At 54.3% G+C, this 16029-nt stretch carries 16 protein-coding genes; 14 read left to right on the top strand and 2 right to left on the bottom strand.

The annotated features are described in order from the left end of the window. Positions 1-18: 18 nt before the first annotated feature. Positions 19-1959 (bottom strand): RNase E specificity factor CsrD, encoded by a 1941-nt coding sequence (gene csrD, locus I6L58_RS15155; RefSeq protein ID WP_088208426.1) that lies wholly within the window; start codon positions 1957-1959, stop codon positions 19-21. A gap of 182 nt (positions 1960-2141) precedes the next feature. On the opposite strand from csrD, the gene acuI reads away from it, so the two are divergent. From acuI to I6L58_RS15085, 14 genes are all read left to right on the top strand, one after another. Next, positions 2142-3116 (top strand): acrylyl-CoA reductase (NADPH), encoded by a 975-nt coding sequence (acuI, locus tag I6L58_RS15150; RefSeq protein ID WP_088208425.1) that lies wholly within the window; start codon positions 2142-2144, stop codon positions 3114-3116. A 77-nt stretch (positions 3117-3193) separates the two neighbouring features. Further along, positions 3194-4195 carry a protein-methionine-sulfoxide reductase catalytic subunit MsrP gene (msrP, locus tag I6L58_RS15145; RefSeq protein WP_088208424.1) on the top strand — a complete coding sequence of 334 codons (1002 nt, stop codon included), beginning with the start codon at positions 3194-3196 and terminating at the stop codon, positions 4193-4195. Next, complete coding sequence (gene msrQ / locus I6L58_RS15140; protein WP_006178856.1) at positions 4195-4794, top strand: protein-methionine-sulfoxide reductase heme-binding subunit MsrQ; 600 nt, start codon at positions 4195-4197, stop codon at positions 4792-4794. Before msrP ends, msrQ begins: the two co-directional genes overlap by 1 nt. Positions 4795-5028: 234 nt before the next feature. Next, on the top strand, positions 5029-5481 hold the full coding sequence (gene aroQ / locus I6L58_RS15135; RefSeq protein WP_088208423.1) for a type II 3-dehydroquinate dehydratase: 453 nt from the start codon (positions 5029-5031) through the stop codon (positions 5479-5481). 21 nt (positions 5482-5502) lie between these two features. Next, positions 5503-5970, top strand: coding sequence for an acetyl-CoA carboxylase biotin carboxyl carrier protein (accB, locus tag I6L58_RS15130; RefSeq protein ID WP_006178858.1), 468 nt, complete (start codon positions 5503-5505; stop codon positions 5968-5970). 10 nt (positions 5971-5980) lie between these two features. Further along, complete coding sequence (gene accC, locus I6L58_RS15125; protein WP_006178859.1) at positions 5981-7330, top strand: acetyl-CoA carboxylase biotin carboxylase subunit; 1350 nt, start codon at positions 5981-5983, stop codon at positions 7328-7330. Positions 7331-7439: 109 nt separating this feature from the next. Further along, positions 7440-7682, top strand: coding sequence for a YhdT family protein (locus I6L58_RS15120; protein ID WP_088208422.1), 243 nt, complete (start codon positions 7440-7442; stop codon positions 7680-7682). Then, entirely contained in the window at positions 7672-9123 is a 1452-nt protein-coding gene (gene panF, locus I6L58_RS15115; RefSeq protein WP_088208421.1) for a sodium/pantothenate symporter, read from the top strand. The genes I6L58_RS15120 and panF overlap by 11 nt, the downstream gene beginning before the upstream one ends. Positions 9124-9134: 11 nt before the next feature. Then, positions 9135-10016 (top strand): 50S ribosomal protein L11 methyltransferase, encoded by an 882-nt coding sequence (gene prmA, locus I6L58_RS15110; RefSeq protein ID WP_006178862.1) that lies wholly within the window; start codon positions 9135-9137, stop codon positions 10014-10016. Between the two features lie 136 nt (positions 10017-10152). Beyond that, positions 10153-10893: a carbonic anhydrase gene (locus I6L58_RS15105; protein WP_088208420.1), complete on the top strand. Its 741-nt coding sequence runs from the start codon at positions 10153-10155 to the stop codon at positions 10891-10893. A gap of 330 nt (positions 10894-11223) precedes the next feature. Beyond that, complete coding sequence (gene dusB, locus I6L58_RS15100) at positions 11224-12189, top strand: tRNA dihydrouridine synthase DusB (protein ID WP_006178865.1); 966 nt, start codon at positions 11224-11226, stop codon at positions 12187-12189. 23 nt (positions 12190-12212) lie between these two features. Then, positions 12213-12509, top strand: coding sequence for a DNA-binding transcriptional regulator Fis (gene fis, locus I6L58_RS15095; RefSeq protein ID WP_000462905.1), 297 nt, complete (start codon positions 12213-12215; stop codon positions 12507-12509). A gap of 181 nt (positions 12510-12690) precedes the next feature. Continuing rightward, complete coding sequence (locus tag I6L58_RS15090; RefSeq protein WP_006178888.1) at positions 12691-12855, top strand: DUF2556 family protein; 165 nt, start codon at positions 12691-12693, stop codon at positions 12853-12855. A gap of 140 nt (positions 12856-12995) precedes the next feature. Then, positions 12996-15080 (top strand): putative bifunctional diguanylate cyclase/phosphodiesterase, encoded by a 2085-nt coding sequence (locus tag I6L58_RS15085; RefSeq protein ID WP_088208419.1) that lies wholly within the window; start codon positions 12996-12998, stop codon positions 15078-15080. Here the strand turns inward: I6L58_RS15085 and envR are convergent. Continuing rightward, positions 15075-15722: an acrEF/envCD operon transcriptional regulator gene (gene envR, locus I6L58_RS15080; protein WP_088208418.1), complete on the bottom strand. Its 648-nt coding sequence runs from the start codon at positions 15720-15722 to the stop codon at positions 15075-15077. The genes I6L58_RS15085 and envR overlap by 6 nt on opposite strands. Positions 15723-16029 lie beyond the last annotated feature (307 nt).

The following is a 16029-nucleotide window of genomic DNA, read 5'->3' as shown; positions in this document are numbered from 1 at the left end:
AACTGATTAAACGGCAGGTCAAACAGAGTATCTTTGCAAATATTTTTTCACATTGGTGTCAAGCGGCTGAGAGGCGGCAAAAAAATCACCCTGACCACCTGCAACCCCGCGCTCTGTCAACATCTGCCATTCACCCCGCGAGCGCACGCCAGCGGCAAATACCTGTGTTTGTGTTCCCTTACACGCTTCCACCAGGCTCTGTACCAGCAGCTGGTTTTCCGTGCGTTTTTCAATATTCCTTACCAGCCCCGGATGCAGCTTCAGTAGCTCGGCACCCAGCTCCTTGATCCAGCTGGTACTGACCAGCGTCAGGCCCGCCTGCGTCACCGCGACGCGAGCACCAAGCGCATTGATTAACCGTACCACAGGACGTAACCGGCTGATGTGTTGACCTACATCTGCCTCTGCAAGTTCAAAAATAATGCGTTTACGTTGCGATTTTTCGCATTGCATTAACGTATCGCGTAGCCAGCGCTGGAAACGCGGGCGAATCAGTGACTCAACGGTGACCTGTAATGCCAGGTTTTCCTCGGGCCAGAACGACAGGAACGGGATCAGGCGGGAGATTTGCTGGCGGTCGTACTCTTCGGACAGGCCAAACTGCAGCACCATCGGCAGGTATTCGGCGGAGATGACCTCTTCCGTGCCGTCAAAAATACGGCACATCAGCTCGCGATGATGAACCAGGCCATTTTTCATAACCGCCGGTTTTTGGTATATGCGCGGCCCGCCGCGACTTAACATCTGCTCGATCAGCGTACGCCAGCGCACGTTGCCGCGCCCTTTTTCCGGCAGCGAATCATCATAAATCGCCCAGCCGTTCGCCCCCTGCAGGACCGCATTGCGGGTTGCCGCTTCCGCATGTTCCATCACCTGTTCGGTTGCCTGCCCGCCGCGCCATGCGCAGATGCCGATGTGCACCATATCGTCTCTGTCGAACAACTTGCTTTGCGGCAAGGCATCGACGGCTTTCAGCAGTTGGCTGGCAATACTCTCTGACTCTTTCAGCGTGCGATGGGGAAGCAACACGGCAAAATCACTGCGGTGATAGCGCGCCAGAAGCGAACCCGGGTAGCGCATAATAAAGGTTGAGAGCAGGTTGATGAGCGTAAAGAGATTCTCTTCCGCCACGCGGCGGCCCCAAGTATCGCGCAGCAGATCGAAATCAGGCAGGCGGATCATCATCACCACCCCGTGCGCCCCTACCTTTTCGGCATCATCCAGCAGCGTGGCCAGCTGATTATCAAAGAAGAGACGGTTATTCAAGCCCGTTTTGTTATCCTGCGCGGCGTAGGAGCGGATCAAGGTATCCATGCGGCTACGCTGATCGCTGGCGAACTGAATTTCAGACAGCAGCACGTCCAGCGCGCTGCTGGTGCGTGTCGGCCATTCATAGACCGAACCGCGCACCTGCGGACCACGTTCGCCGTTCAGTATTCGTACCGAACGGTTCTCCAGCAGCTCCTGGCCCGAGAGCTGACGACGCAGCCAGCGCACGGCGAGAAAAATCAACACCACGATAAAGCCAACGGCCATGGTCAGCGGTGCGGTGGTCATCAACGAGCGGAAGTAATTGGACATCGGGTCCAGGTAGACCATCCTGATGGTCATGCCGGGATGTTTGAGCGAATTAACCGCGACCTCCCGGTACTGATTCACCGTGCCGGCAGGCCGATAGCTTGTTTGTCGGGCATGGCTAAAAACCGTTTTTTTGCCCTGGGTGATATCGATCTGAACAATATCTACCGGCACCATCAGCTCGTCCAGCTCGCGCGACAGCGCCGGGAGCGAGGTGGTAATCAGACGGGTATCAATGACCGATGCCACCGACTGAACGCGATTGACCAGCTTATCCTGAATGGCATTGTAAAAGCTCAGGGAACAGCCAATCAGCGTGACGAAGATGGTGAGCCCCGTCAGCAGCGTGATAAACGCTGAAAATTTTGTGGTTAATCGCATCCTTGAGATTACTCCGTGGGTTGATGGAATAGCGAGTAAGCGCTAACTTGCATTTGAGATGCGACATACTACCAAACCTGGCCTATCTGGCAATTTATTGCGTTAAATCGGCATAACGTTTCATTGTGCGAGTATAGTCTTAAGGAATTATTTTCCAATCATCTGAGTCGTAAGGAACCAGTATGCAGGCTTTGATTTTAGAACAGCAGGACGGTAAAACCCTTGCCTCGGTGCAAGCCATTGAAGAGGGCCGTCTGCCCGAAGGCGACGTCACCGTGGACATTGACTGGTCCAGCCTGAACTATAAGGATGCGCTGGCGATTACCGGCAAAGGTAAAATCATCCGAAATTTCCCGATGGTGCCAGGAATTGATTTTGCGGGCCATGTGCACACCAGCGAAGATCCGCGCTTCCACGCCGGGCAGCAGGTGCTGCTCACCGGCTGGGGCGTGGGTGAAAACCACTGGGGCGGCCTGGCTTCTCAGGCGCGCGTGAAGGGCGACTGGCTGGTACCGATGCCGGCGGGGTTAGATGGCCGTAAAGCGATGATCGTAGGGACAGCCGGCTTTACCGCTATGCTGTGCGTGATGGCGCTGGAGGACGCCGGGATCCGCCCGGAATCTGGCGAAATTGTCGTGACCGGCGCGAGCGGTGGCGTGGGTAGCACCGCCGTTGCCCTGCTGCATAAGCTGGGTTATCAGGTTGTGGCCGTCTCTGGCCGTGAGAGTACGCATGACTATCTGCGTCAGCTGGGGGCGAGCCGCATTCTTGGCCGGGAAGAGTTTGCCGAAACCCGTCCGCTGGAAAAACAGCTTTGGGCAGGCGCAGTTGATACCGTAGGTGACAAAGTGCTCGCGAAAGTCCTGGCGCAGATGAACTACGGCGGCTGCGTGGCTGCCTGCGGTCTGGCGGGCGGTTTTGCCCTGCCAACCACCGTGATGCCGTTTATTCTGCGTAACGTGCGCCTGCAAGGGGTCGATTCTGTGATGACGCCTGCAGCCCGTCGCGCTGAAGCCTGGGAGCGTCTGGTGCGTGATCTGCCGGAGTCCTTCTTTACCCAAAGTGCCACCGAAATTTCCCTCAGCCAGGCACCTGACTATGCCAATAAGATCATGGACAACCAGTTCCATGGCCGCGCGCTGGTGAAAATAGCCTAATCTTCAAATTTTCGTGACATATTCGCGCTAACCGCTCTCCTCCGTCATGCTTACAAAAACGCATGACGGAGGATGCCATGAAAAACCGAAAGCTGACGGAAGCCGACGTAACGTCTGAATCTGTCTTTATGTTACAGCGCCGCCAGATCCTGAAAATGCTTGGCATCAGCGCGACCGCCTTAACGCTTACCCCTGCGGCCCACGCCGACCTGCTCGACTGGTTTAAGGGTAACGACCGCCCCAAAGCGCCCTCCGGTGCGCCCCTCACCTTTACGAAACCCGCACAATGGCAAAATAAACTGGCGCTGACGCCAGAAGATAAAGTCACGGGCTATAACAACTTCTATGAATTTGGCCTTGATAAGGCCGATCCTGCGGCCAACGCAGGCAGCATGAAAACCGATCCCTGGACGCTGAAAATTGACGGCGAGGTTGCCAAACCGCTGACGCTGGATCACCACGACCTCACCACCCGTTTTCCGCTGGAGGAGCGCATCTACCGGATGCGCTGCGTGGAGGCCTGGTCCATGGTGGTTCCCTGGGTTGGCTTCCCGCTGCATAAGCTGCTGGCGATGGTTGAGCCCACCAGCAACGCGAAGTACGTCGCGTTCCAGACGCGGTATGCGCCAGACGAGATGCCGGGTCAAAAGGATCGCTTTATCGGCGGCGGGCTTGAATACCCCTATGTGGAAGGGTTGCGCCTCGACGAAGCCATGCATCCGCTTACGCTGCTGACCGTGGGCGTTTACGGCAAAGCGCTGCCGCCGCAGAACGGGGCACCCATTCGCCTGACCGTGCCGTGGAAGTACGGCTTTAAAGGGATTAAGTCCATTGTCAGCATCAAACTCACCCGCGAGCGCCCCCCCACCACCTGGAACCTGGCGGCACCGGGCGAATACGGCTTTTTTGCGAACGTGAACCCGCATGTGGATCACCCGCGCTGGTCGCAGGCCACCGAACGGTTTATTGGGTCGGGCGGTGCGCTGGACGTTAAACGCCAGCCGACGCTGCTGTTTAACGGCTACGCGGATGAGGTGGCGTCGCTGTACCGTGGGCTGAATTTACGGGAGAATTTCTAGTGCGCTTAACCGCAAAGCAGATCGTCTGGCTGAAGGTGCTGCTGCACCTGGCCGGTTTGCTTCCTTTTATCTGGCTGTTCTGGGCGGTGAATGCAGGCGCGTTCAGCGCCGACCCAGCGAAGGATATCCAGCACTTTACGGGTAGGATGGCTCTGAAATTTTTACTGGCGACCTTGCTGGTCTCACCGCTGGCGCGTTACGCTAAACAGCCATTATTGATACGCACCCGTCGTCTGTTAGGGCTATGGTGTTTTGCCTGGGCGACGATCCATCTCACCAGCTATGCGCTGCTTGAGCTGGGGATTAACAATTTGTCGCTACTGGGCCGCGAACTGGTGACGCGCCCCTACCTGACGCTGGGCATTGTGAGCTGGCTGATTTTGCTGGCGCTGACGCTCACCTCCACGCAGTATGCCCAGCGAAAACTGGGCCGACGGTGGCAGTATTTGCACAACGTCGTCTATCTGGTTGCGATCCTCGCCCCCATTCATTACCTGTGGTCGGTGAAAATTCTCTCGCCGCAGCCCATCCTCTATGCGCTCCTGGCGCTGGGCCTGCTGGCGTGGCGTTATAAGAAGTTCCGCCAGTGGTTGCGATAGTGCGCGAAACTGTGCGTTTTCCCGCAGAATACTTATCATCCGTGAATCTTTTTGGGTTTGCGGTTGATAATCTTCCCTGATAAGACCAGTATTTAGCTGCCAAATGCTACGAAATCGTTATAATGTGCGACTTTGGTTTTCCTGACAGGGGTTTTAGGCCTCTGAAAAGGTGACAATCGCGCATCGAAGGTATATTTTGTTTTTTACCCGAGATTCGCAGGAGATAGCGGCACAATGGCTGATAAATTTCAAATCTTAGTCCTTAACGGACCGAACCTGAACATGCTCGGAACCCGTGAGCCAGAGAAGTATGGCACGCTAACATTGAGTGAAATTGTTAACCGTCTGGGTACGGAAGCAGCGTCATTAGATGTGGATTTGGATCATTTTCAGTCAAATGCGGAGTACGCAATCATCGACCGTATTCATCAGGCTAAAGACAATGTGGACTATATCCTGATCAATCCGGCCGCGTTTACGCACACCAGTGTTGCTATCCGCGACGCACTGCTTGCGGTGAGTATCCCGTTTATCGAGATCCACCTGAGTAACGTGCATGCCCGAGAACCGTTCCGCCACCATTCCTACCTGTCGGATATCGCCGCTGGTGTTATCTGTGGACTGGGTGCAGACGGTTATTCATACGCTTTACAGACAGCGGTAAAACGCCTGTCACAATCACACTAAACAAGAGTACGGAACCCACTCATGGATATTCGTAAGATTAAAAAACTGATCGAGCTGGTTGAAGAATCAGGCATCTCCGAACTGGAAATTTCTGAAGGCGAAGAGTCTGTACGCATCAGCCGTGCAGCCCCAGCCGCTAGCTTCCCGGTAATGCAGCAGGCTTATGCAGCACCGATGATGCAGCAGCAGCCTGCGCTTGCCGCAGCCGTTGCGCCAGCAGCAGACGCTGCACCTGCCGCAGCCGCAGAAATCAGTGGTCACATCGTACGTTCCCCAATGGTTGGGACTTTCTACCGCACCCCGAGCCCGGACGCGAAAGCGTTCATCGAAGTGGGTCAGAAAGTCAATGCAGGCGATACCCTGTGCATCGTCGAAGCCATGAAAATGATGAACCAGATCGAAGCTGACAAGTCAGGTACTGTGAAAGCGATTCTGGTCGAAAGTGGTCAGCCGGTAGAATTTGACGAGCCGCTGGTCGTCATCGAGTAACGAGGCGAACATGCTGGATAAAATTGTTATCGCCAACCGTGGCGAGATTGCACTGCGTATTCTTCGTGCCTGTAAAGAACTGGGCATCAAGACCGTGGCCGTGCACTCAAGCGCGGATCGCGATTTAAAACACGTATTGCTGGCGGATGAGACGGTCTGTATTGGCCCGGCTCCGTCCGTAAAAAGCTATCTGAACATCCCGGCTATCATCAGCGCCGCTGAAATCACCGGCGCGGTGGCAATTCATCCGGGTTACGGCTTCCTCTCAGAGAATGCCAACTTTGCCGAGCAGGTTGAACGCTCTGGCTTTATCTTCATCGGCCCGAAAGCCGACACCATTCGCCTGATGGGCGACAAAGTGTCTGCGATCACCGCAATGAAGAAAGCCGGTGTTCCAACTGTACCAGGCTCCGACGGCCCTCTGGGCGACGATATGGATGTTAACCGTGCCCATGCGAAACGCATTGGCTACCCGGTGATCATCAAGGCGTCCGGCGGCGGCGGCGGTCGTGGTATGCGCGTTGTGCGCAGCGATGCAGAACTGGCCCAGTCCATTGCCATGACAAAAGCGGAAGCGAAAGCGGCTTTCAGCAATGACATGGTTTACATGGAAAAGTACCTGGAAAACCCACGCCACATCGAAATTCAGGTGTTGGCTGACGGTCAGGGTAACGCCATCTATCTGGCAGAACGCGACTGCTCCATGCAGCGTCGTCACCAGAAAGTGGTCGAAGAAGCGCCAGCTCCGGGCATTACTCCGGAACTGCGTCGCTACATCGGCGAGCGTTGCTCCAAGGCCTGTGTGGATATCGGCTATCGCGGCGCAGGTACTTTCGAGTTCCTGTTCGAAAACGGCGAGTTCTACTTCATTGAGATGAACACCCGTATTCAGGTTGAACACCCGGTTACCGAAATGATCACCGGTGTTGACCTGATAAAAGAGCAGCTGCGTATCGCTGCCGGCCAGCCTCTGTCCATCAAACAGGACGAAGTTGTGGTCAAAGGCCATGCGGTAGAATGCCGTATCAACGCCGAAGACCCGAACACCTTCCTGCCAAGCCCGGGTAAAATTACGCGTTTCCACGCGCCGGGTGGCTTTGGTGTGCGCTGGGAGTCTCATATTTACGCCGGTTACACCGTACCGCCGTACTATGACTCAATGATCGGTAAACTCATCTGCTACGGCGAGAACCGTGACGTGGCGATTGCCCGCATGAAGAACGCCCTGCAGGAGCTGATCATCGACGGTATCAAAACCAACGTTGATCTGCAGATGCGCATCATGAGCGACGAGCACTTCCAGAATGGTGGAACTAACATCCACTATCTGGAGAAGAAACTCGGTCTGAACGAGAAGTAAGTTTGCAGCAACGCGAAAAGGCCGGTGAATCCGGCCTTTTTTTATTTCTGGGGGGAGCCATGCCCCATCATGTACAATCCCCGCTTTCTTCATCCACAAGGGACAAAAAATGGACAAGCGTTTTGTTCAGGCCCATAAAGAAGCGCGCTGGGCGCTGTGGCTGACCCTTCTCTATCTCGCCGCTTGGTTGGTAACTGCTTACTTACCTGATTCGTCTATCGGCATTACCGGCCTGCCTCACTGGTTTGAGATGGCGTGTCTTCTGGTGCCGCTGGTCTTTATCCTGCTGTGCTGGGCAATGGTGAAATTCATTTATCGCGATATTCCGCTGGAGGACGATGATGCAGCCTGAAGTCATTCTGCCGCTTATCGCTTACCTGTTAGTGGTGTTTGGTTTGTCCGTTTATGCGATGCGTAAAAGGAGCACCGGCACCTTCCTGAATGAGTATTTTCTCGGTAGCCGCTCGATGGGCGGCGTTGTGCTGGCCATGACGCTTACCGCCACCTATATCAGCGCCAGCTCGTTTATCGGGGGTCCCGGTGCCGCCTATAAATACGGGTTAGGCTGGGTGCTGCTGGCGATGATCCAGTTGCCTGCCGTCTGGCTCTCTTTGGGTATTCTCGGCAAAAAATTTGCCATTCTGGCTCGTCGCTATAACGCCGTGACGCTCAACGATATGCTGTTTGCGCGCTATCAGAGCCGTCTGCTGGTGTGGCTCGCAAGCCTGAGCCTGCTGGTCGCCTTTATTGGTGCGATGACGGTACAGTTTATCGGCGGCGCGCGTTTGCTGGAGACGGCAGCGGGGATCCCCTATGAGACCGGCCTTATCATCTTCGGGGTGAGTATTGCGCTGTACACCGCCTTTGGCGGGTTCCGTGCCAGCGTGCTGAACGATACGATGCAGGGGATGGTGATGCTTATTGGCACTATCGTTCTGCTGGTGGGGATTGTTCATGCGGCAGGCGGCCTGAGCCATGCCGTGGAAACCCTGGAAGCGATCGACCCGAAACTGGTCTCGCCGCAGGGCGCGGACGATATCCTCTCCCCAACGTTTATGACCTCGTTCTGGGTGCTGGTGTGCTTTGGGGTGATTGGCCTGCCGCATACCGCAGTGCGATGCATCTCTTATAAAGACAGCAAAGCGGTGCACAGAGGCATCATCATCGGCACCATCGTTGTGGCGATCCTGATGTTTGGTATGCACCTGGCAGGCGCGTTAGGCCGCGCGGTGATCCCGGACCTGACGGTCCCCGATTTGGTGATCCCAACGCTGATGGTCAAAGTGCTTCCGCCCTTTGCTGCCGGGATATTCCTCGCCGCGCCTATGGCCGCCATTATGTCGACGATCAATGCTCAGCTCCTGCAAAGTTCCGCTACGATCGTTAAAGACCTCTATCTGAACCTGCGCCCGGAGCAGGTCGAAAACGAGCGACGCCTGAAGCGGATGTCAGCCGTGATTACGCTGCTGTTAGGGGCGTTGTTGTTGCTGGCCGCCTGGCGTCCGCCGGAAATGATCATCTGGCTCAACCTGCTCGCGTTCGGTGGGCTTGAGGCGGTCTTCCTGTGGCCGCTGGTGCTGGGGCTTTACTGGGAGCGGGCCAATGCCGCAGGCGCGCTGAGCGCTATGATTGTTGGCGGCGTGCTGTACGCCGTTCTTGCGACGTTTAATATTCAGTATCTGGGCTTCCATCCGATTGTGCCTTCGTTACTGTTAAGCTTACTGGCGTTTGTGGTAGGGAACCGTTTTGGTCAACCCGTCCCACAGCCCGCTGTGATTTCTACTGATAAATAAAGAGTTTTGCCATGCCGTGGATCCAACTGAAACTGAATACAACCGGCGCGAATGCCGAAGAGCTGAGCGATGCGCTGATGGAGGCCGGCTCGGTTTCCATCACCTTCCAGGACACGCATGATACGCCGGTTTTCGAGCCGCTTCCGGGTGAAACCCGCCTGTGGGGCGACACCGACGTTATCGGCCTGTTCGATGCCGAAACCGACATGAACGAGGTCGTCGCGATTCTGGAAAACCACCCGCTTCTGGGCGCAGGCTTTGTCCATAAGATCGAGCAGATCGAAGACAAAGACTGGGAACGCGAGTGGATGGATAACTTCCATCCAATGCAGTTCGGTAAACGCCTGTGGATCTGCCCGAGCTGGCGCGACGTTCCCGATGAAAACGCGGTGAACGTTATGCTTGATCCGGGTCTGGCATTTGGTACAGGCACGCACCCTACTACGTCGCTATGCCTGCAGTGGCTGGACGGACTGGATCTGGAAGGCAAGACCGTGATCGACTTTGGCTGCGGCTCGGGGATCCTCGCGATTGCCGCGCTGAAGCTGGGCGCAGCGAAAGCGATCGGGATCGACATCGATCCCCAGGCTATCCAGGCCAGCCGCGATAACGCTGAACGTAACGGCGTCTCCGACCGTCTGGAGCTGTACCTGCCAGACGCGCAGCCAGAAGCGATGAAAGCCGACGTCGTCGTCGCGAACATTCTGGCAGGCCCTTTGCGCGAGCTAGCCCCGTTAATCAGCGTGCTGCCCGTTGAAGGCGGTCTGCTGGGTCTTTCCGGCATCCTCGCCAGCCAGGCCGACAGCGTCTGCGAAGCCTATGCCGATCTCTTTACGCTCGATCCGGTGGTTGAGAAAGAAGAGTGGTGCCGTATTACTGGCCGTAAAAAGTGATCTTTTGGCGTGGTCATCTGACCACGCCTTTCCTCTCTGATATTGCTCCCGCCTCCTGGTTTTCTCCGGTAAAATACCCTTACAAATCATGCGTTAATTAAATGATTTGAACTATAAAATTCACCGGAAGAATATTATGAAACACATCACTGGCAAGGCAGCGCTGCTGGCGCTGAGCATCATTTCCGCTTCAGCGTATGCATCACACTGGAGCTATGAAGGCGAAGGCGCTCCGGAGCACTGGGGCGAACTGGATGAGGCGTATAAAACCTGTCAAAGCGGTATGAATCAGTCCCCGATTAACATTGATTCCACACTTAAGGCCCACCTCACCCCGTTACAAACGCACTACACCGAGGGTCCCATCACGCTGACGAACAACGGGCACACCATTCAGGCTGGAGAAAAAGCGGACACGCGCGACAGCATTACCCTGGATAAACAGACCTGGTCTCTTCAGCAATTCCATTTCCATGCGCCGAGTGAAAACACGATCCATGGCAAAAACTATGCGATGGAAATGCACCTGGTGCACAAGAATGCTGAAGGCGAACTGGTCGTGGTTGCGGTAATGTTTGATAAGGGCGCGCCGAACGCTGAGCTGGAAAAGCTGTGGAAAGTGATGCCTGAACATGCGGAGCAAAATGCGACGATTAATCAGAACCTTAATCTGAATAACCTTCTGCCGAAAGACAAAACCTACTGGCGTTTTAGCGGTTCGCTTACCACTCCTCCGTGTTCCGAAGGCGTTATCTGGGTTGTCCTTAAACATCCTTTGACGCTCTCTGCTGAACAACTGGAGAAATTCACCCATACCATGCACCACGATAATAACCGCTCGGTACAGTCACTCCATGGCCGTGTCGTCGTGGAGTAATGTGCATTTTTCGCACTAAGATCATGTTCTAAAATGCGACGCAGATCGCATTGAAGCGGGATAAACTGCTGCTAAAAACAGCAGATTATCCCGCTAAACCGATTCATTTATTCAGAAACGATGAGAAGTTACGGGAAATTGTAAGCGCCTATAAAATAAGCGTTAGCGCATAACTCAATGATTTAAATAGTGAATAAATCTCATCACCACGTCAGGCCGCTGATTCCTTGATCTACAACAGAGGATTGTTCAAAGTTTGGCCTTTCATCTCGTGCAAAAAATGCGTAATATACGCCGCCTTGCAGTCACAGTATGGTCATTTCTTAACTCATGCGCATCGGACACCACCAGCTCAGAAATCGCCTGATCGCAGCCCCTATGGCAGGTATTACCGACCGGCCGTTCAGGACGCTGTGCTACGAGATGGGAGCCGGATTAACCGTTTCCGAGATGATGTCGTCTAACCCGCAGGTTTGGGAAAGCGATAAGTCCCGTCTACGGATGGTGCACGTTGATGAGCCAGGTATTCGCACCGTGCAAATTGCCGGAAGCGTGCCTGAAGAGATGGCAGATGCCGCGCGTATTAACGTGGAAAGTGGTGCCCAGATTATTGATATCAATATGGGGTGCCCGGCCAAAAAGGTGAATCGCAAGCTTGCAGGCTCAGCCCTTCTGCAATACCCCGACCAGGTCAAAGCGATCCTGACGGCGGTTGTCAGCGCAGTGGACGTTCCTGTTACGTTAAAGATTCGCACGGGTTGGTCGCCGGAACACCGTAACTGTGTAGAGATTGCCCAACTGGCCGAAGATTGTGGCATTCAGGCTCTGACCATACACGGACGCACTCGCGCCTGCTTGTTCAATGGTTACGCTGAATACGACAGCATTCGGGCAGTTAAGCAGAAAGTTTCCATTCCGATTATCGCGAATGGTGACATTACTGACCCGCTTAAAGCCAGAGCTGTGCTCGACTATACGGGAGCTGATGCTCTGATGATAGGACGTGCAGCTCAGGGAAGACCCTGGATCTTTCGGGAAATCCAGCATTATCTGGACACTGGAGAGCTGCTTGCTCCACTGCCTCTGGCAGAGGTTAAGCGCTTGCTTTGTTCGCACGTTCGGGAATTGCATGACTTTTACGGCCAGGCAAAAGGGTACCGAATTGCGCGTAAACACGTTTCCTGGTATCTCCAGGAGCACGCTCCAAATGACCAGTTTCGGCGCACATTCAACGCCATAGAGGATGCCAGCGTACAGCTGGAGGCGTTGGAGGCATACTTCGAAAATTTTGCGTAATGAAATAAAGAGCTGACAGAACTATGTTCGAACAACGCGTAAATTCTGACGTACTGACCGTTTCTACCGTTAACTCTCAGGATCAGGTAACTCAAAAGCCCCTGCGTGACTCGGTTAAACAGGCACTGAAGAACTATTTTGCTCAACTGAACGGTCAGGATGTTAATGACCTGTATGAGCTGGTACTGGCTGAAGTTGAACAGCCACTGTTGGACATGGTGATGCAATACACCCGCGGTAACCAAACCCGCGCAGCCCTGATGATGGGTATCAACCGTGGTACCCTTCGTAAGAAGCTGAAAAAATACGGCATGAACTAATTTCGATTAGCGAAATGCTTGTTTAAAAAGGCGCTACTCGGCATGGGGAAGCGCCTTTTTTATCGCCTGTTGTTCTCGTCCGTCAACGCTTTGTAAACCTTCATCTCCCCCCCCTTTTAAACGCCCGCGTTTCGTGTATATTTCCACCACCTTACAGGCTCTTTTCGTCCGGAATGACACAATGATTCGTAAATACTGGTGGCTGGTTGTCTTTGCTGTCTCAGTTTTCCTTTTCGATGCCCTGCTGATGCAGTGGATTGAACTGTTAAGTACTGAAACCGACAAGTGCCGTAATATGAATTCCGTCAATCCGCTGAAACTTGTGAACTGTTCCGAACTCGACTAACTGCCTGACGTCGTTCAAAAACCCTGTTATTACCTACTAAAAACAGGGCCTTAAATCCCTTTTAGTCATTATCTGACGATGATAATGTCTCAGCCCTTCTTAACTGCCCTTGTTAAATCTCTCATTACGAGTGAACAACCATGCTGGTTAGCCAATACAACCAAATCCTTGTCGTCATCTCCTTCGTCGTTGCTATCCTGGCCGCCTACACCGCGCTGAATATGGCTGCGCGCGTTGCCGGGAGTCAGGGCGTGGCGTCCCGCGTCTGGCTGGCCGGTGGCGGCATTTCAATGGGTATTGGCATTTGGGCCATGCACTTTATTGGCATGCTGGCGATGGACCTCTCCATGAGCATGAGCTATAGCATCACGCTGACGGTGCTCTCGATGATCATCGCCATCGGCTCGTCGCTCTTTGCCCTGTGGCTCGTCAGTTGCGATCGGCTTCGTTTACGCCGGCTCCTGCCTGGCGCACTGGTCATGGGGACGGGTATCGTCGCCATGCATTACACCGGCATGGCGGCCCTGGAAGTCACGCCCGGCATCGTCTGGGATAAAGTATGGGTGGCGGTTTCCGTGGCGATCGCCCTCGCCGCCTCCCTGGTCGCCCTGTGGCTGACGTTTCGTTTGCGTCATGATGCCGCGCAGGTTGCGCTGATGAGGCTGGGCGCCGCCATCACCATGGGGGTCGCCATTGCCGGTATGCATTACGCGGGCATGAAGGCGGCGCAGTTCCCGGCGTCGACCATGCTTCACCACCATGGCATTAACGGCAGTTGGCTGGCGGTACTGGTGAGCGTCATTGCGCTCTCCATTTTGGGGATCACCCTGCTGGTCTCGATACTCGATGCACGGCTTCAGGCACGCACGTCTCTGCTGGCCTCCTCCCTGGCGGAAGCCAACCGCGAGCTGGCCCAGCTGGCACTTCAGGATACGCTGACCCGCCTGCCAAACCGGCTCCTGCTTGAGGACCGACTCGGCCAGGCCATCAGTAAAGCCGATCGGGAAGGCCGCCATTTCGCGCTCATGTTTATGGACCTCGACGGGTTTAAAACGGTGAATGATGCCTATGGTCATGACGTGGGCGATAAGCTGCTGGTGGCGGTCACACAGCGCCTGCTGCAGCCCCTGAAGGGACAGTACACGCTTGCCCGTATTGGCGGGGATGAGTTTGTGCTTCTCGCCGAGACTGACGGGCCAGACGATGCCGCCTCGTTGGCCAGCGCCCTGGTTCGCGCCATTGATAGCCCGTTCGCCCTGGAGCCTTACGAACTGGTGGTGACGCTCAGCATCGGCATTGCGCTCTATCCTCACGACGGTAAAACAGATCGCGAGCTGATGTTTAACGCCGATGCGGCGATGTATCACACCAAGCATATGGGGCGAAATGGCTATCACTTCTTCCAGCCGTCGATGAACACCCTGGCGCAGACCCATTTGCAGCTGATGAACGACCTGTGGATGGCCGTGGATCGTGCCGAGCTGCGCCTGCTGTATCAGCCAAAATTCCACGCGCCCGCCGGGCCTGTTTTGGGTTTTGAGGCGCTGCTGCGCTGGCAGCACCCCACGCAGGGGTTACTGACGCCGGACCTTTTCCTGCCTCTGGCGGAGAAAACAGGGCTGATCGTTCCGATTGGCAACTGGGTTATCGATGAAGCCTGCCGGCAGCTGCGCCAGTGGCATCTTCAGGGGCATAACGATTGGTCGATGGCGGTGAATCTGTCAACGCTGCAGTTCGAACAGCCTTCGCTGGTGCAGACGGTGCTCGACTGTCTGGCGCGCCATAACGTGCCGCCGGAGATGTTGATCCTTGAAGTGACGGAAACCACCGCGATGAGCGACCCTGATGAAAGCGTGCGGGTGCTGACGGAGCTTACTGACGCGGGCGTGAAGGCGTCGATTGACGATTTTGGTACTGGCTATTCCAGCCTGCTCTATCTCAAAAAGCTCCCGGCCTGCGAGTTGAAAATTGACCGCGCCTTTGTGAAGGAACTGAGTGGAGAGAGCGAAGACGCCACCATCGTCTCGGCCATTGTGGCGCTGGCAAAAACGCTGAATCTGAAAGTGGTGGCGGAAGGTGTTGAAACCGAAGCCCAGCAGGCATTTTTAACGCAACTCGGCTGCAATACGCTGCAGGGTTATCTCCTGGGGAAACCTGTTACCGCACAAGCCGTTGAAGCGCTTTGCCAGAGCGGGACGTTATCACCTTCACATACCTCATCATGACGCCGTATTGTATGCCACTGACGGCACTCGCGTGATGTGCAGCGTCGTCAAAATATTATCCACCAGCGCGGGTGCCTGTTGATAAAGATTGAAACGGGTACTGTTCATTAACCAGTTTTTAATTATTCCGCTAAAGAAACCATGAAAAACGATCAGGACCAGATCAATATTTACCTGCGGAGAGATAACTTTTCTGGCGATACACTTTTCCAGCGTCGCGCGTAGATGCTCATCATTAAAGCCGATACGCCGTCTAATTTCACACTCTGAAATCATATCGTTATTAAATTCACATTTATGATACAGAATTTGTAACAGGGCGCACTGGCGTGGCTCCCGGGCAATATATTGCAGCGCCGCGATAAATTGTTCGCGAAGCATCCTTAAAGGGTCGTCATTTTCCGTGAACGGCAGGCGTTCGCGAATAATGTCGCGCAAGGGAAGTTGTTGCTCCCAGATAGCGTTGAATATTTCTGATTTACTGGAAAAATGCCAGTAGATCGCCCCGCGCGTCACCTGCGCGGCGTCCGCAATGTCGGTGAGGGTTGTGTTGGTGACGCCACGCGTGGCGAACTGTTCGATGGCAGCTTCAATCAACTGTTGTCGGGTTTTCTGTGCATCTTCTTTCTTTTTTCGCGCCATAAACTGCTACTCATTGCTCTCAGGATGAATGCACTACGAGGAAAAGTGGGATTGTCGTGTAAACAAAATTATTCCCTATAACGAGAAATAAGTTTGCACAAAAAAAGTCAATGGCATTCATTTATAATTATGGCAAATACATAATCACAATTAAATTCACGTAATTTATGAATGTAGTTTAACTACATCCTCCATTATCTAACTAAATTGCCAGAAGTTTATTCATAAAAGCACCTGGTCAGATTCCGATTTTTAACTCGCACGACCTGGCGTCGCACTTATAAATTAAAAAACATTATCTTTCCTC

Source organism: Enterobacter cancerogenus (assembly GCF_019047785.1).
Taxonomy (GTDB): domain Bacteria; phylum Pseudomonadota; class Gammaproteobacteria; order Enterobacterales; family Enterobacteriaceae; genus Enterobacter; species Enterobacter cancerogenus.
The sequence above is the reverse complement of the archived record's forward strand: the minus strand, read 5'-3'. Positions and strand labels throughout refer to the sequence as shown.